At 58.0% G+C, this 23923-nt stretch carries 17 protein-coding genes and 1 pseudogene; 8 read left to right on the forward strand and 10 right to left on the reverse strand.

Annotated features, from left to right (window positions below; translation table 11 throughout):
• Positions 1-33: 33 nt before the first annotated feature.
• Positions 34-735: an ABC transporter ATP-binding protein gene (locus AB5287_RS08325; RefSeq protein WP_077389474.1), complete on the reverse strand. Its 702-nt coding sequence runs from the start codon at positions 733-735 to the stop codon at positions 34-36.
• Between the two features lie 143 nt (positions 736-878).
• Between AB5287_RS08325 and AB5287_RS08330 the strand changes: the two genes are divergently transcribed.
• Together AB5287_RS08330 and AB5287_RS08335 are read left to right on the forward strand one after the other, a co-directional pair.
• Entirely contained in the window at positions 879-1448 is a 570-nt protein-coding gene (locus AB5287_RS08330; protein WP_032734948.1) for a TetR/AcrR family transcriptional regulator, read from the forward strand.
• Positions 1449-1670: 222 nt separating this feature from the next.
• Positions 1671-3152, forward strand: a complete 1482-nt coding sequence (locus tag AB5287_RS08335) for an amino acid permease (RefSeq protein ID WP_347013503.1) — start codon at positions 1671-1673, stop codon at positions 3150-3152.
• A gap of 62 nt (positions 3153-3214) precedes the next feature.
• Here the strand turns inward: AB5287_RS08335 and AB5287_RS08340 are convergent, their stop codons facing one another.
• Both AB5287_RS08340 and AB5287_RS08345 read right to left on the reverse strand, forming a co-directional pair.
• Positions 3215-4627, reverse strand: coding sequence for an ATP-binding protein (locus AB5287_RS08340; protein ID WP_008783193.1), 1413 nt, complete (start codon positions 4625-4627; stop codon positions 3215-3217).
• Between the two features lie 141 nt (positions 4628-4768).
• Positions 4769-5044, reverse strand: a pseudogene (locus tag AB5287_RS08345) (transposase); the annotation flags it as partial.
• Between AB5287_RS08345 and AB5287_RS08350 the strand changes: the two are divergent.
• Entirely contained in the window at positions 5025-6086 is a 1062-nt protein-coding gene (locus AB5287_RS08350; RefSeq protein WP_368221046.1) for an ISL3 family transposase, read from the forward strand. The pseudogene AB5287_RS08345 and the gene AB5287_RS08350 sit on opposite strands and share 20 nt — an antisense overlap.
• A 125-nt stretch (positions 6087-6211) precedes the next feature.
• Here the strand turns inward: AB5287_RS08350 and AB5287_RS08355 are convergent, their stop codons facing one another.
• From AB5287_RS08355 to AB5287_RS08370, 4 genes are all read right to left on the reverse strand, one after another.
• On the reverse strand, positions 6212-9409 hold the full coding sequence (locus AB5287_RS08355; RefSeq protein WP_065438706.1) for an alpha-L-arabinofuranosidase: 3198 nt from the start codon (positions 9407-9409) through the stop codon (positions 6212-6214).
• A gap of 336 nt (positions 9410-9745) precedes the next feature.
• Positions 9746-10351 carry a DUF624 domain-containing protein gene (locus tag AB5287_RS08360; protein ID WP_368221035.1) on the reverse strand — a complete coding sequence of 202 codons (606 nt, stop codon included), beginning with the start codon at positions 10349-10351 and terminating at the stop codon, positions 9746-9748.
• Between the two features lie 205 nt (positions 10352-10556).
• The gene (locus tag AB5287_RS08365) at positions 10557-11399 is read right to left on the reverse strand and encodes a carbohydrate ABC transporter permease (RefSeq protein ID WP_195554189.1); all 843 of its coding nucleotides are present in this window, start codon (positions 11397-11399) and stop codon (positions 10557-10559) included.
• Positions 11399-12253, reverse strand: coding sequence for a carbohydrate ABC transporter permease (locus tag AB5287_RS08370; RefSeq protein ID WP_007052964.1), 855 nt, complete (start codon positions 12251-12253; stop codon positions 11399-11401). The genes AB5287_RS08365 and AB5287_RS08370 overlap by 1 nt, the downstream gene beginning before the upstream one ends.
• Before the next feature lie 382 nt (positions 12254-12635).
• Here AB5287_RS08370 and AB5287_RS08375 point away from each other — a divergent pair, with 382 nt between their 5' ends.
• Positions 12636-13652 carry a LacI family DNA-binding transcriptional regulator gene (locus tag AB5287_RS08375; RefSeq protein WP_131208821.1) on the forward strand — a complete coding sequence of 339 codons (1017 nt, stop codon included), beginning with the start codon at positions 12636-12638 and terminating at the stop codon, positions 13650-13652.
• A 255-nt stretch (positions 13653-13907) separates the two neighbouring features.
• Here the strand turns inward: AB5287_RS08375 and AB5287_RS08380 are convergent, their stop codons facing one another.
• A complete protein-coding gene (locus AB5287_RS08380; protein WP_368221038.1) occupies positions 13908-15254 on the reverse strand; it encodes an ABC transporter substrate-binding protein in 1347 nt (448 codons plus the stop codon).
• A gap of 388 nt (positions 15255-15642) precedes the next feature.
• A complete protein-coding gene (locus tag AB5287_RS08385) occupies positions 15643-16356 on the reverse strand; it encodes a histidine phosphatase family protein (RefSeq protein ID WP_007056137.1) in 714 nt (237 codons plus the stop codon).
• A 91-nt stretch (positions 16357-16447) separates the two neighbouring features.
• Between AB5287_RS08385 and AB5287_RS08390 the strand changes: the two genes are divergently transcribed.
• The 4 genes from AB5287_RS08390 (at position 16448) to AB5287_RS08405 (ending at position 23133) form a co-directional block, all read left to right on the forward strand.
• On the forward strand, positions 16448-16825 hold the full coding sequence (locus AB5287_RS08390) for a DUF4235 domain-containing protein (RefSeq protein ID WP_007052969.1): 378 nt from the start codon (positions 16448-16450) through the stop codon (positions 16823-16825).
• 182 nt (positions 16826-17007) lie between these two features.
• A complete protein-coding gene (locus AB5287_RS08395) occupies positions 17008-17775 on the forward strand; it encodes a nitroreductase family protein (RefSeq protein ID WP_007052970.1) in 768 nt (255 codons plus the stop codon).
• Positions 17776-18067: 292 nt separating this feature from the next.
• The gene (locus AB5287_RS08400; protein ID WP_368221041.1) at positions 18068-20797 is read left to right on the forward strand and encodes a YhgE/Pip family protein; all 2730 of its coding nucleotides are present in this window, start codon (positions 18068-18070) and stop codon (positions 20795-20797) included.
• Positions 20794-23133 carry a YhgE/Pip domain-containing protein gene (locus AB5287_RS08405; RefSeq protein ID WP_014485228.1) on the forward strand — a complete coding sequence of 780 codons (2340 nt, stop codon included), beginning with the start codon at positions 20794-20796 and terminating at the stop codon, positions 23131-23133. Before AB5287_RS08400 ends, AB5287_RS08405 begins: the two co-directional genes overlap by 4 nt.
• A gap of 115 nt (positions 23134-23248) precedes the next feature.
• Here AB5287_RS08405 and AB5287_RS08410 read toward each other — a convergent pair whose 3' ends face one another.
• The gene (locus tag AB5287_RS08410; protein WP_007052974.1) at positions 23249-23500 is read right to left on the reverse strand and encodes a hypothetical protein; all 252 of its coding nucleotides are present in this window, start codon (positions 23498-23500) and stop codon (positions 23249-23251) included.
• Positions 23501-23923: the final 423 nt, after the last annotated feature.

A 23923-nucleotide genomic window follows, 5' to 3' on the forward strand; every position in this document is an offset into this window, starting at 1 on the left:
ACAGAGTGTCTTGCAGTGAGCATCGCCAATCACCTACCATTCGATATCGGCGATGGGCCGCGGCGTTGCGTTGACCTCCTCGCTGGTCACCTTGCCGGAGCGGAAGCGAATCACTTTGTGAGCCATCGGTGCAAGCGCGGAATTATGCGTGATGATCATCACGGTCATGCCTTGCGTTTGGCAAATATCCTGCAGCAGCTGCAGTACTTCCTTACCGGTCTCGTAATCGAGCGCACCGGTCGGCTCATCACACAACAGCAGCTTCGGCTTTTTGGCAATCGCGCGGGCGATGGATACACGCTGTTGTTCGCCGCCGGACAGTTGCGCGGGGAAGTTGTCCATCCTCTCCCCCAGTCCGACTTTGCGCAGCGTTTCCCCTGGATCGAAATGGTCAGGGCAGATTTGCGAGGCGAGCTCCACGTTTTCGAGCGCGGTAAGGTTAGGCACCAGATTGTAGAACTGGAAAACGAAGCCGATGTCGTTGCGCCGGTAGGTCACCAGTCCCTTTTTCCGCAGGCCCGTAATATCGCGCCCGCCGACCACTACGCGGCCGGTTGTGGCGGTATCCATGCCGCCCAGAATGTTCAATGCCGTGGTTTTGCCGGCACCGGACTGTCCCAGAATCACGCTTAATTCGCCTTGTTCGGCGGTAAAGCTGGCCTCGTCGAGCGCGCGAATCACACTGCTACCAGAAGGATATTCCTTGACCACATGGTCGAATTCGATATACGCCATCGCACACCTCCAACGCGCTCGTGGCAGCCACCTAGCCCCATAGGCCCCGCCAAAACTTCCTGCTATACTCAAGTAAAACAACACTGTGTCGGTTCTGCAACCAACAGTTGGATTGTGGGTTGTCGGAATTTGGGGAGAAGGCCATGGCCAAAGAATTGACGGAAAGCCGCCGCACCCGCTACACGAGACGTGCCATGCAGGACGCGCTTATCGAGTTGCTGCGCAATCAGCCGCTCGGCTCCATCACCGTTAAAGCGTTGTGCGAGCGGGCCGATGTGAATCGTTCCACGTTTTACGCGCATTATGCGAGCATCGAGGAACTGCTGCACGACATTGAAGACGAAACCATGGCCTGGGTCACCACCGCACTCGAACAGCTACTCGCCCAGCCAGATCCTGCCGGCATCGAGCATGTTATTGAGCGCATCTGCCAGTACATTGCCGACAATCGCAATCATCTCCAAGTGCTGATGAGCCCGAAAGCGGATATCGGTTTCCAGCAGCAGCTGCTGGGATTGATTTACAGCCAGCGCGGTGTAGGCGAACAGTTGCAATCTTCGGCGGGTTACCCAGCCGAGGCGCAGATGCGTATGCGATTCGCCGTGTCCGGCAGCATTGGGCTTTTGCAATACTGGCTCGCCACCGATCTCGCGGCCTCTCCCGAATCGGTGTCCCACACCATCTTCACCATGTGTACGCCTGCCACGCAGTGAGCACAGTGAATTCAGTGAACTCAGTGAAGCGTGCGGTTTCATAAGCATCGCTCGCTATAGCTTCGCCTGCTCACCGGCCGCGCCCACGCCCGCGCTTGCAATAGCGCACAAATAGACGATTGACCATTTCTGAGACGATACGGCGGCATAGAATAACGAACGTTGCGCATCACGGCAAGCCCCGCGTGCGCCAAAACCCAAGAAATGTGAGAGAAGGGCACAATGAGTACTGCTGATGCGCCTAAGAAGCCGCGCGAAACCGACGACGTGCCGGTGCCGGCCACGCTGCGCAAGTCACTGAAGAACCGCCACATCCAGCTGATTGCGCTGGGCGGCGCCATCGGAACCGGCCTGTTCTATGGTTCCAGTGAATCCATCGCGCTGGCCGGACCCTCGATTCTGCTCGCCTACTTGGTTGGCGGCCTCGCGATTTTCGCGATTGTGCGTGCACTGTCTGAAATGTCCGTTGAGGATCCGAAGGCGGGCGCGTTCAGCTACTATGCCACCCGCTACTGGTCCAAGCGCGCCGGCTTTATTTCCGGCTGGAACTACTGGTTCAACTACATCCTCGTCTCGATGGTGGAGCTATCAGTGGTGGGTTCGTTTGTGAACTACTGGTTCCCGGCGATTCCGACATGGGTGTCGGCGGCCGTGTTCTTGGTGATCATCTGCGCCGCCAACCTGCTGGGCGTCTCTAAATTCGGTGAGTTCGAGTTCTGGTTCGCCATCATCAAGATTGTGGCCGTGATCGCCATGATTATCGGCGGCCTGGCCGTCATCATCTTTGTCCTGCCCACCGCATCCGGCGTGCGCGCAAGCTTCGCGAACTGGTTCACCGTGGGTAACGGCTTCTTCCCGAACGGCCTGATGGGGCAGAATTCCGACGGTTCCTGGACCGGCCTGCTGATGGCACTGGTTGTGGTGATGTTCAGCTTCGGCGGCACCGAGCTCATCGGCATCACCGCCGGCGAAACCGAGGATCCGAAGACCACGATTCCGCGCGCCACCAATGATATTATTTGGCGAATCCTCGTGTTCTACATCGGCGCGCTCGGCGTAATCATGGCCGTCATACCGTGGAACACCATCGGCGGAGACGATGTTCCCAGCCCGTTCGTGCAAATCTTCGATTCCGTGGGCATTCACGCGGCTGCCGGTATTTTGAACTTCGTGTGCCTGACCGCTGTGATGAGCGTCTACAACTCCGGCCTGTACGCCAACTCCCGCATGTTGTACTCGCTGGCCAAGCAGGGCAATGCGCCCGCTTACTTGGGCAAGCTCAACTCGCGCGGCGTGCCAGTGGCCGGCGTGCTGACGTCCGCCGCGATCACCGCCATCGCCGTGGTCGTGGTGTTCGTGTGGCCTGAGTTCGCGTTCAACTACCTGATGTCGATTGCCACCATTGCCGGCATCATCAACTGGACGATGATCATGCTCACCGAAATGAAGTTCCGTAAGGTGGTCGCCGCGGGCGGCGCTCCCGAGGATTCCGAGCTGGCCGGTCTGAGCGGCCAGGAGGCACTGGACGCGATTCACTTCAAACTGCCGTTTGCCAAGGTGACCCCGTGGGTGGTGCTGGCGTTCCTGGCGCTGGTCGTGGTGCTGATGTGCTTCTCCACCAGCTACCGCATCGCCGTCATCGCCGGCGTGATCTGGCTGGCCATCCTCTTCGCCGCCTACCAGCTCACTCAGGCGAAGAAGTAAGGCTCCATTTGCGAATAGCTCTCACTGATGAGCACTCAGTGAGAGCTATTCGCAAATGGGATTTATTCATGAAACAGCTCATCGATGCCGACGAGCTGAACGTCGGATTGAGACGCCGCAGCATCGTCGACCAGTGATTGATCGAAACCGCCGAGCGAAAACAGCAGGTATGTTCGCTGGCCGATACCGGTTCGCGCAGCACGGTCTCGCAGTAGATTCAGCACGGAACGGTCCACCGGCGCATTGCGGAATTTGCACTCGCCCACAATGGCAGCATCAGACGCATTGTCAACGGCCATCACGTCTATCTCATCCTGACGATCCCACCAACGGCCAACCGCACGCGCACGGAAGGGCAACCGTCCAGCAGCACTCTCACGCCACATCCATTCACGGCACAGACCCTCGAACGGTTTGCCGGCAAAATCATGTAATACCGGCTTGATATGACGCTCGTATACGCCTTCCACATCGCCCCGCTCCAATTCCGAACGATACGGAAAGACAAACGAATACCAGAATCGGAAGAAATTGTCGCTCAGCTGATACAGCCCACGCGAACCTTTCGCCCGCTCCTTAGGCTTCGCCGTGACTGGGAACTCACGTTCCACAATCCCCAGTTCCATAAGATTGGCGAGATACGACGATACTGTTGCGTTTGCCATCATCGTGTGTGTCGCGATCTCATTCAGCGAAGTTGCGCCGAGCGCGATCGCCCGTATCACGCTGTTATATTTCGCAGTTTCCCGCAGTTCTTCGTGCAACAAAAATTCAACCTCGCTGTATAGCGGAGCAATGCGTCTCAGAATATGCCGCTTGACATTTGCGTCTATGGTCTCATCTGGGTCAAATTCCTCTAGGTAACGCGGGATACCGCCCAGTATTGCGTAGGCCAGCGCCTTATCCTCGCCACTATAGTTGGGGAAGAATTGCGCTGCATCCCAATATGGCATCGGCAGCATCTTCAGGATGCCGGTCGCACGACCATATAGCGGCGATTTTTCTCCCAACAGCTCCTTTTCGATGAAGCTCATGGCACTGCCGCAAATCACAATCATCAGATTTGCATGACGCAACGTGTGGTCCCAAAGATTCTGTAGCACTGACGGCAATGACGGATCAGATTTGACCAGATAAGGAAACTCATCGAATATCACAAGCCTGCGGCCGCCATCGCTCGGCTCTGGCAGCCGGGTTAACTCGGTTAACGCCCTTTCCCAAGAAGGATATTGACTCAGATAATCCTTGCCCGGGGCACCCGCCTCGAACATGAGACGGGAGAACGATGCCAGCTGTTCATCTTTAGTGGCATTCTGCGCCGCGAAGAATAAGGTTTCCTTGTCTTTTGCGAGTTGAATAAGCGTCTCTGTTTTTCCCACGCGCCTGCGGCCGTAGACGAACACAAGCTGTGCCCTACGCTCAGTGAAACATTCCTGCAGTTGCTTGAGGTCATCGTCTCGTCCGATGAATGCCATGCTGCCCGCCTCCTTTATGCCATACGCCGGCGTATTTCTATCGCATCACGATTTATTGTATCACGATTAGTATAATCGTGATTATACAAGCTGTGACGAGGTGCAGGTACGGGCCAATTTGCAAAAAACTCTCACTGAGGGGGAGGTGGTGACGGCTTTGAGGTCGAGCTTGCCGCAGGTCAGGTAGACCATGGTGGCGAAGTAGTCCATGTCACGGAAGCCGCAGGCCCGTCTCTTCACGTTCCGGACGACGCTGTCGGCGCCCTCGAGGACGGCGTTGGCGTACGGGTGCTCGAAGTACGCGACGACCTCGGCGAAGCGGCGGCGGACCAGACGGGCGGGTTCCTTCACGGGTTCGAGCCTCGAGTGTATCATCCACGAGCACAGGCGGTATAGCCTGACCCATGCCCCGGCGGGCGGTGTTTTTAGTCAAGTCGGTGTTTCGTGTTTCGTCACTAATTTTTGGCCTTTCGCTGTTTGTGGTGGGTGGTTTGGGTGCGGGGTGATGCCGGTGCCCGCCCCGTGGGCCAGGCCCGGCAGCGGGTTCACGCTCCTGTTCGAGGCGTGGGCCGTGGAGATGGCCCGCCACCTGCCCGTCAGCACGCTCGCCGAGCAATTGGACGAGACCGACACCCGTTTGTGGCGGTCCGTCGCCCATTACGTCGACGAGGCGAGGAGGCTGGAGGACTACATGGGTGTGGAGGCCATCGGCATCGACGAGACCAGCCGCAGGGGCCGCAATTGCATCACCGTGGTCGCCGATCTCGTGGAGCACGATGTCATCAACGTGACGCCGGGCAAGGACCCGGCCACGGTCGAACGGTTCTCGCGTGATTTCATGGACCACAACGGGGTCCCGGAATATGTGCGTCTGGTCGCCTGCGACATGAGCCTGGGCTTCCGGAAGGGCATCCGTGAGCATCTGCCCCATGCGCGGCGGATCGTCGACAGGTTCCACGTGGCCAGGCACGCCAACGAGGCCGTCGACAAGGCCGGGAAGACGGAAGGCCGCTCCAACCCGCTGCTCAAACGGACCAAGTACCTGTGGCTGCGCAACGAGGAAAGCCTGACCGAACTGCAGGTGGAGACCAAGCGCAACCTGACGAGGCAACGGTTGAAGACCGGCCGCGCCTGCCGGATGCGCGAGATCCTGCAGGACATCTACACGGACAGCCGCACCCCGTCCGAGGCATGGGTGCGCCTGCATCGCCTGTGCTCGTGGATGATGCACTCGAGGCTCGAGCCCATGAAGGACTTCGCCCGCATGATCCGACGCCACTTCGCCGAGATCGTCGCCTACTTCGAGCACCCGTACACCAACGCCGTGCTCGAGGGCGCCGACAGCGTCATCCAGAACGTCAAACGACGGGCGAGAGGCTTCCGCAACATGGACTACTTCGCCACCATGATCTACCTGACCTGCGGCAGACTCGACCTCAAAGCCGTCACCACCACTTGACCATCACCCACCACAAACAGCGAATAGCCAAAAAAATGACGCATGTGCTGTTATACATTAAAACGCACAGAAAATCACACATATACTGTGCGATTTTCTGTGCGTTGCAGTGAGCAGCTACTCAGTTATGCGCGGCGCTTGCGCCAGATGGACAGCGCAATGCCGGCAGCGGCGAGCAGCACCATGGCACCGCTCACGCCATATACGGCGGCACCGGTGGCCGGCAACTTGCCGTCAGACTTGGTGTCATCGGTCTTGTTGTCGGTCTTGTCGCCTGCGTTATCGCCCTTGTTGTCACCATCGCCGGTATCCGGCTTGGTGGGCGTTTCCGCCTTCTGCAATGCTGCGATGGCGGCGCTCAGATCAGCGGCGGCCTTGTCAACCACAGCCTGGTCGGAGGAAGCGAGCGCAGCCTTGGCGACCTGCAGTGCCTTGGCGAGCGCAGCCCAGGAATCAGCCGTGTAGTCGGATTCCTTGAGCGCTTCGGCGGCGGCGATCTGCTTGTTGAGCTCAGCCAAATCGACCTTGCCCTGTTCAATGCCGTCAACCGTAGTATCGGATGGATTGACCAAACCATCGGTGTAGCCGTCGTAAGCAACCGCAACAGTGCCAGAGACGCTGGCCGGGAGGGTCACAGTGGCCTTGCCTTCGGCGTCGAGCTTCACGGTCTTGGACCAGTCGCCAGCAGAGAACTTCACCGAACCGGCGAGCGTGCCCTTATCGGCGGCGGTCACCGTGGCGGTGAGCTCGCGGGTGCCGGCGTTGTACACGGCCTTGGTGGTGGAGTCAACAGCCTCGATGTGCGTCGGGTTGGCAGCGGTCCAGGACTTCGTTACCTTGAGCACAGACTCAGGCACGTTCACGAACGCACCGTGACGCACCTTGTCCGGCAGACCGCCGTTAGCACCCTGAGTGATGTAGCCCTGAGCGCCCGGCTCGGCTTTGACCGGCTTCTTTTCGTTGTTGAAGTCCGGGTAACGCTTGGTCATCGGGTTGTCCCACGTGGTCTTGGAAAGCTCGGCACCCGTGGTCATAAATGCACGGTAGGCGAAGTTGTCGGACAGCAGAATGTAGCCGTCGTCGTCCTTCGTGTTGAGTTCGTCATCCTTGTTGAGCTTGATGGTCTCTGGTCCTTCGAACGGCAGCAACGCCTGCTCGAGCAGCTGCCAACCGGTGTTCGGGTCCTGACCCGGAGATGCCTCGGTGGTCGGTGCAGTCAGCACCTTGGAACGCTCAAGGAAGATGCTCTTACCAGTGGTGATGTAATCGCCAGCGGCACCGCCCTGCTCATTCTTGGTGAATCGGTAGTAGTAGCCACCGATCTTACGCACGGTGGAATCAATGCGCGAGTAGCCGGTGTCCTGCCACATCTGCGGCTCGGTGAAGTTCACGAAGTCGCGGGTGATGGCGTAACGCACCTGAGCATAGGAGCTATTGCCGGTTTTGTCGTTCTTGACCGGAGTGGTACGGGTGTCATCAGTGAACATGCGGGAAGAGAAGAACACCACGTAAGCGTTCAGGTCATCATCCCAGTAAGCTTCCGGCGCCCAGGTCATACCGGCGTTCGGCGTGTTGATGGTGATGCCGCCGTTGCCGTCGCCGTTGGTACGGGTCCAGTTCATCATATCGGTGGACTCGTAGACCTCAACTTTCCGAGAACCGTTAACCTGGTTCTGGCTCCAGCCCATTGACGAGACCTTGAGATCAGTGGCAATCAGGTAGTACTTGTCGCCTTCGTGGGAACGCAGCACGAACATGTCACGCAAGCCACCCGTGTCTGCATCATTGGTAAGTACCGCCTGGCCATTGTTGCGAGTCTTAAACGTGAAGAAATCGTTCTTCTCAGTGGAAGCCACCCAGGCCTTTTCTCCACCGTTGCTGTCGCTCTCAAAAGTGACGGCCGCATAGCCGGTGTCAGGCGCGATGCGGGTCTTCTCCTTGACAGTGACCTCGATGGTCTTGGTGACCTTCTCACCGCCGTTGTAGGAAGCGGTGGCGGTCAGCGTAACCGGCTTGGAATCACCGTCGCCGTAGGCCGGACGATTGATGATGCCAGCACCACGATACGGGTCATCGGCACCAGTGGTCTTGTTTTCGTACTTCTCGTTAGTGGACGTAATGAGCTTCTCGTCCGAGGACTTCCACGTAATCGCCGAGCCGTTCTTGGTGCCCTTGGCGACTAGCGGCAGATTCTCGGCCGCCGGAACTTTCAGCGCAGCAATCGCGGCATCGAGGTCGGCTGCGGCGGCGTTCTGGGCGTTCATCGGCTCAACGGTGACGGGCAGTTCGGCCTTCACACCACCCAGCTCAGTGGTGGCGGTGATGGTGGCAGTACCAGCCTTGACGCCGGTTACAGTACCGTCTGCGGCGACCTTGGCCACGGACTCATCGGAGGAGGACCAGGTGACGTTCTTGCTCACAGCGTCGTCCGGGGTGACGGTGGCGGTGAGCTTGGTGGAGTCCTTCTCAATCAGGGTGAGCTTGTTGTTCACCACACCGGTGCCGGAAATCGCAACGGCGGTCGGCATGGTCAGGTCAGCGCCCCTGTAGACCTTGATGTCATCCATTGCACCATTCCAGTACTCATCGACGGAGTAGAACGACTTGCCGATGTAGGCGGTGGTCGCGCCGAGATCGCTCATCTTGATGCCGGTGTTGGCCTTGAAAATGATCAGGGCATTGTTGCGGAACACGGCAAGGTTGGTGCCGTCCACGACAATCTTGTAATCGGCCCAGCTGTTGTCGTTGCCGGAAACGGTGACCTTGGATCCCTGTTCGTTACCCCAGTTGTTGTTGGAGATAACGCCCTTGATGGCGGTCTTGCTGTTGTAGAACATCAGGTACTTGTTGGCGTTGGCCTGATCGGTGGTGTTGGCGTCGTTCGAGCCGTCCTTGCCGACGATGAACGAGAAGAACTTGCCGCTGTCGTCGTGACGAGTCTTGGACGCGAACTCCAGAGTGAAGGAGTCGCCCGCATCCTTGAACAGCTGGTCATCGATCTGGGCGTACTGGCCATCGCCGCGCAGTGAGAGCGCCTCGTTGTTGCTGCGGTCACCGTACTGTTCGATCTTGGCGCCGTCCTTCAGCGTCAGGTTGTACTTGCCGGTCGAATCGGCAATCGCGCTGTTCGTGGTGCCGTTTTTGCCCGTGAAGTCCCAGCTGGCGAGCAGCGTCGGTTCAGCAGCCTTAGTAGTCTGCACTGTCGCGGTATCGGTTGTCTGTGGTTGGGAATCTTCCGATTCCATGGCATACGTCGTCGGAACTACTGCCACCATCGTTGATATTGCAATCAACGATGCTGCCATCTTCTTCCAATGCTTCACCGCATCTCTCCTTGTCCTTTGCCTCGACCCACTTGTCGGGTGTCTCGTTCGCCTCTACGTGAACGCAAACATTATTTGCGATGATACCATTACGGCACTGAGACTCAGTGTGCCAGATTCCTTATGTATATAAGCACTTACGGGGGCAACCGCCCAGTCCGAACACCCCCCGTATGTCAAAAGCCCCCTTCCAAGCCAATCACTAATACCCCCTCAATCGGCACCCCGCTCCGCCAGCCGCCCCAAACTGTTATCAATTTGTTATCTTTACCGCGCTTGCGTGGACAGAGAGCGCTCAGACCTCGAAGATCGCCGCATATTCGCGAGAGAACCCGCCTAGTCAATGAGATATGGATTGAAAACACGCTCGGTAACGGGGATATGGAGCATCAGCATGGTGCCGTAACCAAGGATCACCAGCAGGAACAGTCCACCGGGCATGTAGAACCAGCTGGCCACCAGCAGCGCCACGAACACGGCATCCACGAGGACTAGGGCCACGGTCATCGCGATGTGGGAGATGCCGAAGATGAAGGCGTTCTTCAAGGTGCCGGCCACGGTGTTCTCGAAGCGTGCCTGAAGCGCGAACACCCATTCGAAACCGATAAGCCAGAGGATGGTCAGCGCGAATTTGATGATGAGCAGCGGCGTGATCTGCAGGACGATCCATGACCAGACCAGTGCAATCAGCGCCACCAAGAACGGCAGCCACAGCAGTGTGGCTTTGATGAAGTTGGCTTTGAATGACTTGAAGTAGTTGGCGGTTACGCCTTTGCCCTCGCCCTCGATGGAGCGGCGACAAGCATCATGACCGGCGGTCAGGGCCGCACCGATGGTGATGAGCGGAATAGAGGTGACCAGCATCAGAATGTTGATCCACACGCCGTCAGCAAGATTGCTCCACGCGCGCATGAATTTCGAGTCCGGTGCCAGCCAGTTCATCAACTACTCCTCGTACAGCTTTTGGCTCCCCTCAGGGAGGGGAGCCAAATTGTCGGGCTCAACCCTTGACCGCTCCGCCTTCGGCCCTGCAATTACGGACTCGCCTACGACGAGGCTCATCATTAGCTTCGCCGCTGTCGCGGCTCAGCCTGGAGCCTGCTGGAAGCCCACTGGGCTTCCAGCCATGGGCTGACGACGCGAGTCGTCAGCCCTTGACGGCTCCCGCCATGACACCAGAGACTATATACTTCTGGCATACCAAGTAGAAGACGATGATGGGGATGATGGCCAGCATCAGGCAGGCCATCATGGCGCCCATATCCACGGAACCGTAGCCGCCCTTGAGGTATTGCACGGCGACCGAGACGGTCTTGTACTTGCCGAGGTCGAGCGTCAGGTACGGCAGCAGGTAGTCGTTCCAGATCCACATGGCTTCGAGGATGGCCACCGAGACGATCGACGGCTTCATAATCGGCACCACGATCTGGAAGAAGATGCGCGGCACTGACGCGCCGTCGATCATGGCGGACTCCTCAAGCTCCTGCGGGATGCCCTTGATCACGCCAGTGAAGATGAACACGGCCAGACCGGCACCGAAACCGAGGTACACGATGCACAGGCCCCACGGGGTATTGAGCTTCAGCATGTCGGCGATCTTGGAGAGGGTGAACATCACCATCTGGAACGGCACGATCATATTGAACAGGAACAGGGTGTAGAGCAGCTTCGCGGCCCAGTTGTTCACGCGCACGATCCACCATGCGCACATCGAGGTGCACACCAGAATCAGCGCCACCGAGCCGACGGTGATAAGCAACGTCCAGCCGAAGGAGGCGAAGAACTGCGTGGTCTCGATGCCGCGCACATAGTTCTCAAGTCCCACGAACGCCTTGCCGGCAGGCAGGGAGAACGCGTTCTTGGAGATGTACGCCTTCTGCTTGAAGGAGTTGATCAGCACCAGGACGATCGGGAAAATCCAGAACAGGGAGACAACGGCAAACAGCACGGTCCATAATGCGCCATGCTTCACAGGCTTGTTCTCGTTCATCAGGCTGCCACCTCCTTGCTCGTGGTGAGCTTGTTCTGAATCAGGGCGATGACCGCGACCAGGATGAAGAACAGCACGGCCTTCGCCTGGCCGACGCCTTCCCAGCCCATACGGCCGTAGAAGGTGCGGGTGATGTTCAGCGCCAGACCTTCAGACATGTTGCTCGGCGCACCGTTGGTCAATGCGAGGTTCTGATCGTAGAGCTTGAAACCGTTGGTCACGGTCAGGAAGGAGCACACGGTGATGGACGGCATCATCAGCGGGATGATGATGCGGAACATGGTCTGCCGTCCGTTGGCGCCGTCCACGGCCGCGGCCTCCAGCACATCGGTGGGCAGGGCTTGCAGGCCGGCGATGTAGATGATCATCATGTAGCCGATCTGCTGCCAGCACACCAGGATGACCAAGCCCCAGAACCCGTAGGACGCCTTATAGGTCAGGGCGCGGCCCCAGTGGGCTAGTACGCCGTTCAGGAGCAGCAGCCAGATGTAGCCCAGGATGATGCCGCCGATAAGGTTCGGCATGAAGAATACCGAGCGGAACAGCGTGGAGCCCTTGATCGCCTTGGTCAGCATGTAGGCGATGGCGAAGGCGATCACGTTGATCACGATGGTGGTCACGATGGTGAACGCGGTGGAGAAGCCGAGCGCGTGCAGGAATTCCTTGTCTTTCAACGCTTTGCCATAGTTCTTAAGCCCCACCCATTCACCGTCGGTAACGGTGGTGAATTCGCAGAAGCTTAAGTAGACGCCCATGATGAAGGGCACCAGGAACCCGATGATGAATGCGGCGAATGTGGGGAGCGCGAACAGCGCCCACCATCTGCGTATCGCCTTGCCAGCCATGCTGATCATGACTTTTCCTCCTCCTTGAGTCCGCTGCGTTGTGACACTGCATCGTGCGCCGGCTGCGGAGTTCAACTCAATGCGAGCTTGCCGATCGAGAACCGCATGCACGGCCTGTTCTCGTTCAAGCCTATGTTCATAGTAAACGTCGAATCATTATATGTCAAACGTTGTCATTTTAGGCGTTTCAAGTTCGAGCACACTCCGGCTCCAGCAATCTTCTTTCACCTAAGATAATGGCTATATAAAGCCAATCTAACGCCGACATAGACACTTTGCAAACGTTTGTAATACAATCGTTGTCATCGCCGCAGATCAATCAATCAGCATGTACACTGGAGTCAGTTGTGCATGTGTATTGCGATTTTCCATTCAACGCAAGGGGGCTGCAATGGCTACGAGCATTCAGGATGTCGCCCGCGAGGCCGGCGTCTCCATCTCCACCGTCTCACGTTCCTTCACCAGGCCGGATCTGGTGTCGGCCAAGACCCGCGAGCGCGTGCTCGCCATCGCCGACAAACTCAATTTCTCACTCTCCCGCTCGGCTGCGGCCCTGAAATCCGGCCGCTCCCTGCGCATCGCAGTACTGATGAGCGGCCATATCCGCCTGTGGTTCACCGCCTCGGTCATCGAGGGGCTCAACGAGGTGCTGCACACGCAGGGCTACGATATTTCGGTATTCCAGATTTCCAGCATCGAGGAGCGCAAGGAATTCTTCGAGATGTTGCCGGTACGCCGTAACGCCGATGCCGTGATTGTGGCGTCTTTCGATATCGACAACAACGAAATCGCGCAACTGGCTTCGGTCGGCGTGCCGATCGTCGGCATCAATTCAGTCGAACCCGGAGCCCGCGGCTTTACCGCCGCCGTCAATATCGACGATGTGCAGGGCTCCACGCTGGCCGCCCGCCATCTTATCAATCTCGGACATCGCCGCATCACCTACATCAGCACCAATCGCGAGGTGTCGCTGAGCTTCTCCGTGCAAAGCCGATTCGACTCATTCACCGCCTGCTGCCGCAGGGAAGGCATCGAGCCGCAGGTTATCGTCTGCAAGGTCGATGACGATGGACGTTATGAAATCAGCGACGTGGTCAACCAACTCATAAGCCAAGACGAGATGCCCACCGCCATCGCATGCCAGGAGGATGGCATTGCTTTGCCGCTTATGTTCCAGCTGGAGCGCAATGGATTCTCCGTGCCCGGCGACGTCTCGTTGATCGGCTACGACGATAGTTTCTACACCGGCGATATCGGCCTGACCACCATCCGCCAGGATCCGGTGGAAATGGCCCGCGTGGCAGCCCGCATGACGCTCGATCTCATTGACGAAAAGCCGATTGAGCAACCCTACATCGTGTTCCCGGCCCAGCTGAAGGTCCGCTCCTCCACCTCCCGCGTTAAGTAGGCTCACACAACAAAGCCCACCATAGAAAAAGTGTGAGGCAACCGCACAGTAACGCTCAATCGCACATTGTGGAGAATGGCGAAAAATCGCCGATTCATGGCCCCACAGTGTGCGATTGAGCGGGTGCGTGCCTCACACTTTTTTGCGGCGGACGATTTTGTGCGAGACTCAGCAATACAAAGCGGCGCCCCCCGGAGAAGGAAATGGCAGGGGCGCCGCGGATTGTTACTTATCGGCTATGGGACTCTATGAGACTCAGTGCGAAGCCTCGTATTCGGAAGCCCAACCGTCCACGAAGGCGGTCTTGACGGCATCCCACTTGCCGGTGCCCTGCGCGTACTCGAGCAGTGCCTGGCCGACCTTGTTCTTCCACTCTTCGGACGGCATCATGGTGAAGTTCCAAGAAACCTGGGTCGTGCCGGACTTCTGGTCTTCCACGGCGGCTTCGGTCAGCGGGTTGTCAAACTTGACGTCATCGAAGGTCTTGAACGGGGTGGTGAAGCCCATGTCCTGAGAGATGGCCTTCTTGCCGGTGTCGGAGGTGATCACCCAGGAGAGGAAGTCCTCGGTGGCCTTCTTGTCGGCGTCGGAGGCCTTGTCGTTGATGCACCAGTAGTTCTCGGAACCAGTGGCCAAGCCCTGCTTCTCTTCACCCTTGACACCGGTGTAGATTGGCATCATGCCCACGGATTCGGCCTTCATGCCGGCCTTCTGCAGGTCGGTCCAAGCCCAGGTGCCGTTCTGGTAGAAGGCGGCCTCGCCGAGCGCGAACTCGGAGTTCGCATCATCGCCGGTCTTGGCGCTCAGCTGGGTGGGGTCGGTGGTGGAGTCGGTGATGTACAGGTCGAAGATCTTCTTGTAGTTCGGCAGATAAGTGCCCTTGATGGTGGCCGGCTGCTCGGTGACGTTGTCGTCCTTGAACTCATAGTAGAGCGGCAGGTTGGCCAGATGGGTCTTGAATCGCCAGTCGGAGCTGGAGTCGAAGCCGGCGGAGGTGAACGCGCCCTTGATGCCGAGCTCGTCCTTGCGGGCCTGCATGTCGTCGGCCACGGCCTTCAGGGTGTCGAAGTTGTCGATTTCGTCCATGGACGTGGCTTTGGCACCATCCAGCGCGAAGTACTTGTTGAGGATGTCCTTGTTGTAGATCAGGCCGTAGGTTTCCATCACGTACGGCACACCGACCACCTTGTCGCCGTCTTTCAGGGCCACGTCCTGGTTGGTGAGTTCCTTATACACATCCGTGTTGGACATGTCGGCGGTGTACTTCTTCCAGTTCTGGTAGCCGACCGGGCCGTTCACCTGGAACAAGGTCGGGGCTTCGGTTTTGGCGATTTCGGACTTCAGGGTCTGCTCGTAGGTACCGGAGGCCGCGGTCTGCACCTTGACCTCAACGCCCTTTTCCTTGGTGTATTCCTTGGCCAGAGCGGTCCACTGATCAGCCGCTTCCGGCTTGAAATTCAGGTAGTAGACCTTGCCCTTGGCGTCATCGCCGGAGGTCGAGCTTCCGCAGGCCGCCAAAGCGCCGAGGGACATCGCAGCGACAGCCGCCATCGCGACTGCTGACTTGACTGTACGATTCATCATCGAACCTTTCTCTTTCATCGTCGACCCGGCCGTCCCCGGTCAGGACAGGTACGCTAGCACGCACCTTTACGACTATCGACATGCACTATTGTGCAACGGTTTGCTTCTTTTTGCAAACGATAGCAATATCAGCGCGTCATAAATCATCATTTTCAGGCCATTGTCAACAAATATCCCATTAATTCAGTCATTTTTGCCTCATTATCGCAATGCAAGCGTTCGCAATCATGAGAGCGCTAACATATCTTTCATGGCAATCGATTGCCACTTATACCCATCAAAAAAAAACAACACGCCGACGCTATCGTTTGCAAATCATTTATCGACATACCGCAATTCCCGCCACAAACAATAAAGGCCCGCCCGCAGTAGCGGGCAGGCCAGCGCAATCGCAGCGCAACCGGGGCTAGGCGTTCCACCGTTCGATGACGTTATCTCCCTTATAGACGCTGAGCACCGAGTAGTGCGCCGTATCCAAACGCAGCAACCGTGCGAAATGCGGGTCCACGCCCAGCCATTGCGAGGTGAGGATGCGCAGGATGTGCGCATGAGCCACCAACAGCACATTATGGCCGTCTTTCAGCAGCGGCGTAATCTCGTCGATGGCGCTCTTGGCGCGTGCCGCCGCTTCTTCCAGCGTCTCGCCAGGCCCGGCATGGACCGGCACCTGTTCGCCCGAAGGCAAGGTCTCGACCCAGTCGCCCTCCAGCGTGGGCGTCAGCGAGCGCGGCCCGTCACGCCACACATCCCATTCAAAACCGCTGGCCTCACTCACCTGCTGGCGCGTACGCCCCTCGGCTCGGCCGTAATCCCATTCAGCGATGCCGTCCAACACACCGTGGTCCGCAAAACCAGCCAATTCAGCGGTTTGGCACGCCCGCTTCAGCGGACTGGAAAACACACAGCTCTGGCTGAATCCTTCGGGGAAGGCCTCGCGCAGGCGCCTTCCGGCATCCGCTGCCTGCTGCTCGCCGACCGCGGTCAACGGGATGTCCGTGCGCCCGGTATGCTGCCCGGATTCGCTCCACACGGTCTGGCCGTGGCGCAGCAACACCAAAAATCCATTGCCGCCACGAGAGTTCTCGACGGCAACGGTGCCGTTCACGTTCTGTTCGCTCATGCCTCCACTCTAGTCTGCGCTCGTTCATGACTCCACCATTAACGCCCATCTTTTGCGCTGAGATGATTGAGATGCTATTAGACTGAGAGTCATGAGCGACGAAACGAACACCGACTTCCCCTCCAGCGCCGACCGCGCGGTCGACAGCCTGCACCGCATCGACGAGAAGGTCAACAGGCTGCGCGAGGACCGGCTCAACGACCCTGATTCTCTGGGCGACAAGCTCATCAAGTCGGCAGTCCCAGCGCTGGCAGGCTTGGTTGCCGGCAAAGCATTCCAGATGATATGGGACAAGGGCACAAGCAAACGCAATCTGCGCAAGGGACTGGCGGCAGACGCGCCGCAAAGTCTGGCAATGAGTCTGGCATTCGCCGCCGTTTCGGCCGCACTCGGCGCAGTGGTTTCGCAGCTGTCGGATCGGGGCTCCAAGGCGTTCGTCGACCACCGCCATCGCAAGCCCAGCCGCTAATCCCCCGGTTGGATGATGGTTTCTGTTGGCTGACTGATGACTCATCGCTGGAATTTCGTCAAGGAACCATCAGTCAATCGACAGGAACCATCAGTCCAGCACAGTTCCGCCACACAATATCGGCATTTCACTGTGAGGTAATCCACCGTGACGTCCGGCGTCTGCCGTGCGACAATAAAGCCATGGTTACCAACGCAACAATCGAGGCTCTTCTGGGCCGCCGCTCCATCCGTAAGTTCAAGGACGAGGCCATCGACGACGATACCCGCGCCACGCTCGAAACCGTCGCCCAACATGCCGCGTCCAGCCAGTTCCTTAACGACTGGTCCGCCATCCGTATCACCGACCCGGCCACCAAAGCCAAGCTCGCCGAATTCGGCCATCAGCCGTATATCGCCACCGCGCCGTTGCTGTACGTGTTCGTCATCGACGAGCACCGCAACGCACGCATCGCCGAACGCAAGGGTATCGATCCCGCTTCCGACGAATTCCATCTCAAGTACAGCTATCGCTTCACCCAAGCTCAGAACGACGCCGTGCTGGCCCTGCACGCCATGGAGACCGCCGCCTATTCGCTGGGACTGGGCTGCGTGATTCTCGGCTCTCTGCTCAACAACATCCCCGGCCTTATCGACGTGCTGAATCTGCCGGAATACACGTATCCGGTGCTGGGTCTGGCCATCGGCAAGCCCGATCAGAACCCGACCGTCAAGCCGCGCATGCCGCGCACGATGCAGTTCTTCGAGAACACCTACCCGGCTGACGCCGATGGCGTACTCGACCAGCTGCCCGCCTTCGACGAGGAAGTTCACCGGTACTACGATCTGCGCCAAGCCGACCGTCCGGTGGACGCTTTCAGCGATCAGGTCGCCACGATCAGTCGGCAGGATGTCAGCCATCAGACACTGCTCGACAAGGCCGCCGCTCAGGGCTTCCGTCTGGATCAGTGAGACCAGAACCAACGAGATAGCCTCGGATAGGCTCGTCACTGAGTCGTCTCGGTCTCAGCACTGCGACGACTCAGTTCCAACACCTCAACATTTCATCACCGGATACCGGCAAAATTGCACAACCATCCCGCCGGTGTCGCACCATCAACAAACGTTCACATATCAGTCCCATTATGCGGACAACCAACGGCCAGTTTTGCAAGAAAACCCGCCAAACCAGCAGTATTCGCACCAGTGGTGGGAATAGACTGCATGTGGCCGCAATGACTACGAACCGGAAAAGAGGGACTGGATGCGGACAGTTTGGCAAGTCTTTCTACGCGATTGCAGACGTATCTTACGCAATCCCGTTGCCGTTGTGGTGACGCTCGGCGTAGCAATGCTGCCCTCGCTGTACGCATGGTTCAACATTCTCGCCAACTGGGATCCCTATTCAGCCACCGGCAATCTGCAAGTGGCCGTAGCCAATGAAGACCAAGGCACCACCAACGATCTGGTCGGCCATCTCGATGCGGGCCGGCAGGTCGTCAAGAAACTCAAGCAGAACGACGAACTCGGCTGGCGCTTCGTAGACAATGAGGAACAGGCCGTCCACGGCGTGGAGACCGGCGGATACTATGCAGCCATCGTGCTGCCCAAGGATTTCAGCACCAGCCTGGTCGAATCGGTGACCGGAACCTCCAAACAGCCAAAAATCAAGTATTACGTCAACGAGAAGAAGAACGCGATCGCGCCGAAAATCACCGACACCGGTGCCACCACCATCGACGAGCAGATCAACTCCGCCTTCGTCACCACGGTAGCCACCACCGTTGCCTCGGCCGTTTCCGAAGCGGGAGACGATCTCGACCAAGTCACCGGCAAAGTCCAGCACGATACGATCGATGATCTCAATACGGTGATGTCCACGCTGAACACCGTTCAGGATTCACTCACCGACTTACAGGACACGCTGGCCCAATCAGACACGATTCTCGCCGACGCCAAACAGACCACCGCCTCACTCAAGCAGACCGTCGCGGCCGCGCAGAATGCCTCCCGCCAGTCCGGCACACTGTTGGCGGAAACACAGGCCGGGTCACAAGCCTTCTCCACCACACTGGTCGGCGCGCTCGACAGCAGTTCAGCACAACTCTCCGGACTGGCCGTCCACGTCAACAACGCCGCCGGCAGCATCACCGGTTCCTTCAACAGCGCGCAGAACTCCGTCGACACCATCACCAACACACTTTCGGCCCCACTGAACGCCACCCAAACGTCAATCAGCGATCTGAAAGACGCGCTGACCAAAGCCGGCATCGGCAAAGACACCACCGACCCGGTCGGCCAGAACATCTGGAAACAAATCGATGCGCTCGACTCATTGATCAGCAAACAGCAGACACAGCTCAACACCTTCCATACCGACACCACACAGTTCATCAACTCCGGCAAAGACGCCACCACGAACCTTTCCGGAGCCATGACCAACACCACCACCGGCGGCATCGCGGCGCTGAATACCGCGCGCGGCTCGCTGACCGGCACCGTGATGCCGTCGCTCACCTCATCATTGAACAGTTTCGCCGCCCTGAACGGCACGCTGGATGGCACGTTGACTTCGTTGTCCGGCACCTTGGATCAGGCCGACGGGCTGTTCGACCAGCTTGTCGATACCCTGAACCAAACAAAAACCACCATCAGCAGCACGCAGGATTCGCTGCGCCAGGTGGCCAGCGATGTCGCCACCGTACGCACCGATATCGCCACGCTCGATAGTTCCGCCGCTTACCAGAAAATCCGGGATACGCTGCATCTGGATGACAAGGGATTCGGCGACTTCATGGGCAATCCCGTCACCCTGACCACGAAAGTCGTGTATGCCACCGACAATTACGGGTCCGCAGTCACCCCGTTCTACACGAATCTGGCACTGTGGGTAGGCGGTTTCGTGCTAATCGCCATCTACAAGCTTGAGGTCGACCGCGAGGGCATTCGCCGTATCACCGCTACGCAAGCATATCTTGGCCGCTGGCTGCTGCTGGTCACCATCGGATTCCTGCAAGCCATCATCGCCACCATTGGCGATCTGGTGCTCGGCATCCAATGCGAGCATCCGCTGCTGTTCATCTTGGCCGGAATCTTCTGTTCGTTCGTCTACATCAACATTATTTACGCGCTGGCCGTGGCGTTCCGCCATATCGGCAAAGCCATCGCCGTAATTCTGGTCATTGTGCAGATACCCGGTGCCTCCGGCCTGTATCCGATTGAAATGATGCCGAACTTCTTCCGCGAACTGCACCCATGGCTGCCCTTTACCTACGGCATCAACGCGATGCGCGGCCCGATCGCCGGCCTGTACGCGAACCATTACTGGCTCGACATGCTGCACCTGTTCTGGTATCTGCCGGCGGCGCTTTTCGTGGGACTTGTCGTACGCCGGTATGCGATGAACCTGAACGCGCTGTTCGACCATCGTTTGGGAGGTACCGACCTGATGATCACCGAGCACAACAGCATGGTGAACGAACAGGTGAGCTTGAACTCCGTATTCCGCACGGTGTCCGACAGCAAGGAACTGCGCGATATCATCGCCCATCGCGCGCACCGGTTCTTCGCACGGTATCCAAAGATGATCGTTGCCGGTCTGACATTGCTGACCGTACTCCCGTTCGTATTCCTGGTACTGCTGTTCGTCACCCAAGAGAAAATCGCCATGCTGACCTCCTGGATTCTGTCGATTATTCTTATCGACGCCTATCTCATTGTGGTTGAATACGCACGCGAAACCTACGCCATGCAGCTTGGCGTCAGCGCCATGAGTGCCGACGAGTTCCGCAATGTGATGCTCAACGGATATGCGTGGCGGCGTTTCCACGGCCACGGACGTCACGAAGCGGCGATGGGCAGCAATCCGGATATCGGCGAAACCACTGAACGACTCACACCGTTCAGTGATCAGGCCGCCGAGCCGACTGCGTACACCGCACAGTTCGAGCAGTCCGGTCAGTCTGGGCAGTCTGGGCAAGGAGGCGCACGATGAAGCTTATCTGGAAAATATTCGTACGTGACGTGCGCCAAGCCACCCGCAATGTGATCGCCGTAATCGTGGCTATGGGATTGGTGATTGTGCCGGCACTGTACGCCTGGTACAACATCGCCGCCAGCTGGGACCCGTACGGCAACACCAAGGCCTTGAAGGTCGCCGTGGCAAACGTGGATAAGGGCTATAAGTCCGATCTGATGCCGATCACCATCAACGTCGGCGAAACCGTGACCAATACGCTCAGGGCCAATCATGACCTTGACTGGCAGTTTGTGGATCGTGCTAAGGCCATCGATGGCGTGAACTCAGGCGAATACTATGCCGCGCTGATTATTCCAAAGAGCTTCAGCTCCGATATGATGACGCTGTTTTCACCGAAGATCAAGCACGCCAAGCTCGAATACTATCTCAATGAGAAAATCAATCCGATCGCTCCGCATATCACCGACCAGGGTGCTACCACCGTGGCCACGACCATCGACCAGACATTTGTGAAGACCTTGGCGAGCGTGGCGCTGGATTTGGTTTCCAACGTGGCCGATTACGCGCAAAGCCCGCAAATGGAGCAGTACGTCAACAACGCCTCCAGTCATATTGCCACCATGTCGTCTCGTTTGACCGGCACTGCGTCGCAGATGGATTCCTATGCCAATCTGCTCGGGGCCGCCAACAGCATCATTGATTCCACCGATAAGCTGCTGGGATCAACAGGCTCAGCTGCGGCCACAACCAAAAAGGCGTTGAAACAGACCCGCAACGGCGTCTCCAGCCTCGACAAGGCATTGTCCGGAGCCACCGATGGCGTCGGTACGGCATTGCAGCAGGCCGGTTCATCCTACGACACCATTGCCAAGCAAATCGATGCCGCTTTTGCCGATGTGGGCTCACAATCCTCACAGATATCAAACAAGCTAACCGATATGCAATCCAAAGTGGAGGCTCAGGCCGACAGCTTTGGAAAGTATGCCGCCGCTTTACGAGATCTCGCCAAACAAGCGGCTTCACTGCCCGTGGGCGGAGATACCGTTGCCGCTCAACTGAACGCGGCTGCAGACCAAGCCACAAAGGCGCAGCAGAGCATGCAGCAAGCCGCCACCGCGTTGGGCGATGCGGCCACGCACATAGCAAACGGTACTGCCGATGCCGATACAGCGCGTCGAGATCTGAAATCACAAATCGCCGCCGCCAAACAATCGATTACTCAGGCTTCAGACACGTACAAGAGCACGCTGAAACCGCAACTGAACAATCTGACCTCGTCCATGGACGAAGTGACCACGCAGGCAAGTTCCGTAATCGACGGGCTTGCATCGACCGTAAGCAGCGTGTCAGGTCTTTCTGGCGGCGTTTCAGACAGCCTGACGGACATCCAGTCGGCCTTGACTGACGCAGCTAGCGCTTTGACCCGTTCGGCGAAGAAACTCGACAACTTGTCTTCCCAACTCGCCTCTATCACCAATGGCGGCACCATCGACCTGTCTGTGATTTCCTCTGCGAAGCCCGATGCCATTGCTTCCATGCTGGCGGCACCCGTAGCGGTCGACCGCATCGCGCTCTATCCCGTTGCCAACTATGGTTCCGCGATGGCTCCGTTCTACACGATTTTGTCTATTTGGGTCGGTGCGATCATTCTGGTCGCCATGTTGAAAGTATCGATTTCCGACCATGAGAAGGCTCGTATCTTAGGGTTGGGCAATGATCTGCCGCTCGGTTCGGAAGTGGGTCTTCGCGAGGCCATGATTGCCGGGCGGATTGCCGGACCGGCCGCCGCGTTGGATGTGCTGAAGAAGCCGCGTGCCGAGGCTCCCGGCAATGCGCGGCAGTTCGGTTTACGCTTGCACCACGAATATTTCGGCCGATACATGATTTTCGGTTTCCTTGCTTTGCTGCAAGGTACGCTGGTGTGCCTGGGCGATATGTTCTATCTCGGCGTGCAGTGTGAGCATCCGATTCAGTTCTTGATGGTCGGGTGGTTGTCTGCACTGGTGTTCTCGAATATTGTGTATACGCTGACCCTGTCGTTCGGTGATATCGGCAAAGCCATTGCCGTAGTACTGCTGGTTATGCAGGTAGCCGGTTCCGGCGGCACATTCCCCATTGAAACACTGCCGACGTTCTTCCAGGTCGTTTCTAAATGGCTACTGTTCCCCTATGCGGTGGATGCGATGCATTCGGCCATGGCAGGCTCATTCGGCATGGAATACTGGGTTTCCATGGGCAAACTGGCACTGTTCCTTGTCCCCTCATTGCTGTTGGGACTTATGTTGCGCAAGCCGGTAATTCGCTTCAACGATTGGGTTATCCGCAACCTTGAAAACACCAAGGTGATGTAAGTGTTGGACGAAGTGTGTCCGAGCGCCCTGAACGCTTAGCAGCCTACGACCTGACGTGTTTGGACCGTAACCTGTCTCAGACACGGCGTTGGCGAGGCCTGTGGAGCTTCTGACGCTAACGTCTACGTGGCTTGTAGCCCTTTTTACGACTGTGTGGCTTGAGTTGCTGGTTCAGCGGTACATGCCGGTAACTGGATTGCGGATCGCGATGCGTGAGATGCCAGCATCCGCAAAATTCGCAACGGTACACCCATAGCTCAACTCCGCGCTCGATTAGGCTTTGATCAGCGGCACGCTGAACCTGCGCCTTATCGTGATACATGATTTTATTCGACGTGGCGCAACGTTTAGGGGTGAAGTAATGCATAGCAGAAGCCAGTGTAGAGCGACCCCATAACCAAGCCAGTTTCTGGCTCCCCTCAGGGGGGGGGGAGCCGTCCGCACAGCAGACCGGGGGGAGGAGGCCCGGGCGTCGGGATTCCACGGTCACGGACGTGCTGTTTTCCGGATTTCCTGCGGAAATGGGAACGCGCCGCGCCGTCTCTCTTCGGCCCCGACGGCGGGGCCGGCCGGGAATGGTCCCGGACGTGGGTCTCATGAGTGCGAGAAGCCCCGGGTGTTTTTGTGGGGGTGTGTGGGTTTGGGTCGTGAGTGTTTCGGGTATGCGAAAGCCCCTTGGGGCGTGTGCTCCAAGGGGCTTCCTGTACGTGTGATGCGGCGGCGTGCTACTCTCCCACACCCTGTCGGGTGCAGTACCATCGCCGTGCCAGGCCTTAGCTTCCGGGTTCGG

This window comes from Bifidobacterium sp. RTP21102st3_E2_RTP21102_210122 (genome assembly GCF_040916945.1).
GTDB lineage: Bacteria > Actinomycetota > Actinomycetes > Actinomycetales > Bifidobacteriaceae > Bifidobacterium > Bifidobacterium longum.

What these genes read in the sequence shown, in the direction of transcription:
- AB5287_RS08325 (WP_077389474.1), bottom strand. Translation starts at nt 735, where the DNA reads ATGGCGTATATCGAATTCGACCATGTGGTCAAGGAATATCCTTCTGGT.
- AB5287_RS08330 (WP_032734948.1), top strand. Translation starts at nt 879, where the DNA reads ATGGCCAAAGAATTGACGGAAAGCCGCCGCACCCGCTACACGAGACGT.
- AB5287_RS08335 (WP_347013503.1), top strand. Translation starts at nt 1,671, where the DNA reads ATGAGTACTGCTGATGCGCCTAAGAAGCCGCGCGAAACCGACGACGTG.
- AB5287_RS08340 (WP_008783193.1), bottom strand. Translation starts at nt 4,627, where the DNA reads ATGGCATTCATCGGACGAGACGATGACCTCAAGCAACTGCAGGAATGT.
- AB5287_RS08360 (WP_368221035.1), bottom strand. Translation starts at nt 10,351, where the DNA reads ATGAACTGGCTGGCACCGGACTCGAAATTCATGCGCGCGTGGAGCAAT.
- AB5287_RS08365 (WP_195554189.1), bottom strand. Translation starts at nt 11,399, where the DNA reads ATGAACGAGAACAAGCCTGTGAAGCATGGCGCATTATGGACCGTGCTG.
- AB5287_RS08370 (WP_007052964.1), bottom strand. Translation starts at nt 12,253, where the DNA reads ATGATCAGCATGGCTGGCAAGGCGATACGCAGATGGTGGGCGCTGTTC.
- AB5287_RS08375 (WP_131208821.1), top strand. Translation starts at nt 12,636, where the DNA reads ATGGCTACGAGCATTCAGGATGTCGCCCGCGAGGCCGGCGTCTCCATC.
- AB5287_RS08380 (WP_368221038.1), bottom strand. Translation starts at nt 15,254, where the DNA reads ATGAAAGAGAAAGGTTCGATGATGAATCGTACAGTCAAGTCAGCAGTC.
- AB5287_RS08385 (WP_007056137.1), bottom strand. Translation starts at nt 16,356, where the DNA reads ATGAGCGAACAGAACGTGAACGGCACCGTTGCCGTCGAGAACTCTCGT.
- AB5287_RS08390 (WP_007052969.1), top strand. Translation starts at nt 16,448, where the DNA reads ATGAGCGACGAAACGAACACCGACTTCCCCTCCAGCGCCGACCGCGCG.
- AB5287_RS08395 (WP_007052970.1), top strand. Translation starts at nt 17,008, where the DNA reads ATGGTTACCAACGCAACAATCGAGGCTCTTCTGGGCCGCCGCTCCATC.
- AB5287_RS08400 (WP_368221041.1), top strand. Translation starts at nt 18,068, where the DNA reads ATGCGGACAGTTTGGCAAGTCTTTCTACGCGATTGCAGACGTATCTTA.
- AB5287_RS08405 (WP_014485228.1), top strand. Translation starts at nt 20,794, where the DNA reads ATGAAGCTTATCTGGAAAATATTCGTACGTGACGTGCGCCAAGCCACC.
- AB5287_RS08410 (WP_007052974.1), bottom strand. Translation starts at nt 23,500, where the DNA reads ATGCATTACTTCACCCCTAAACGTTGCGCCACGTCGAATAAAATCATG.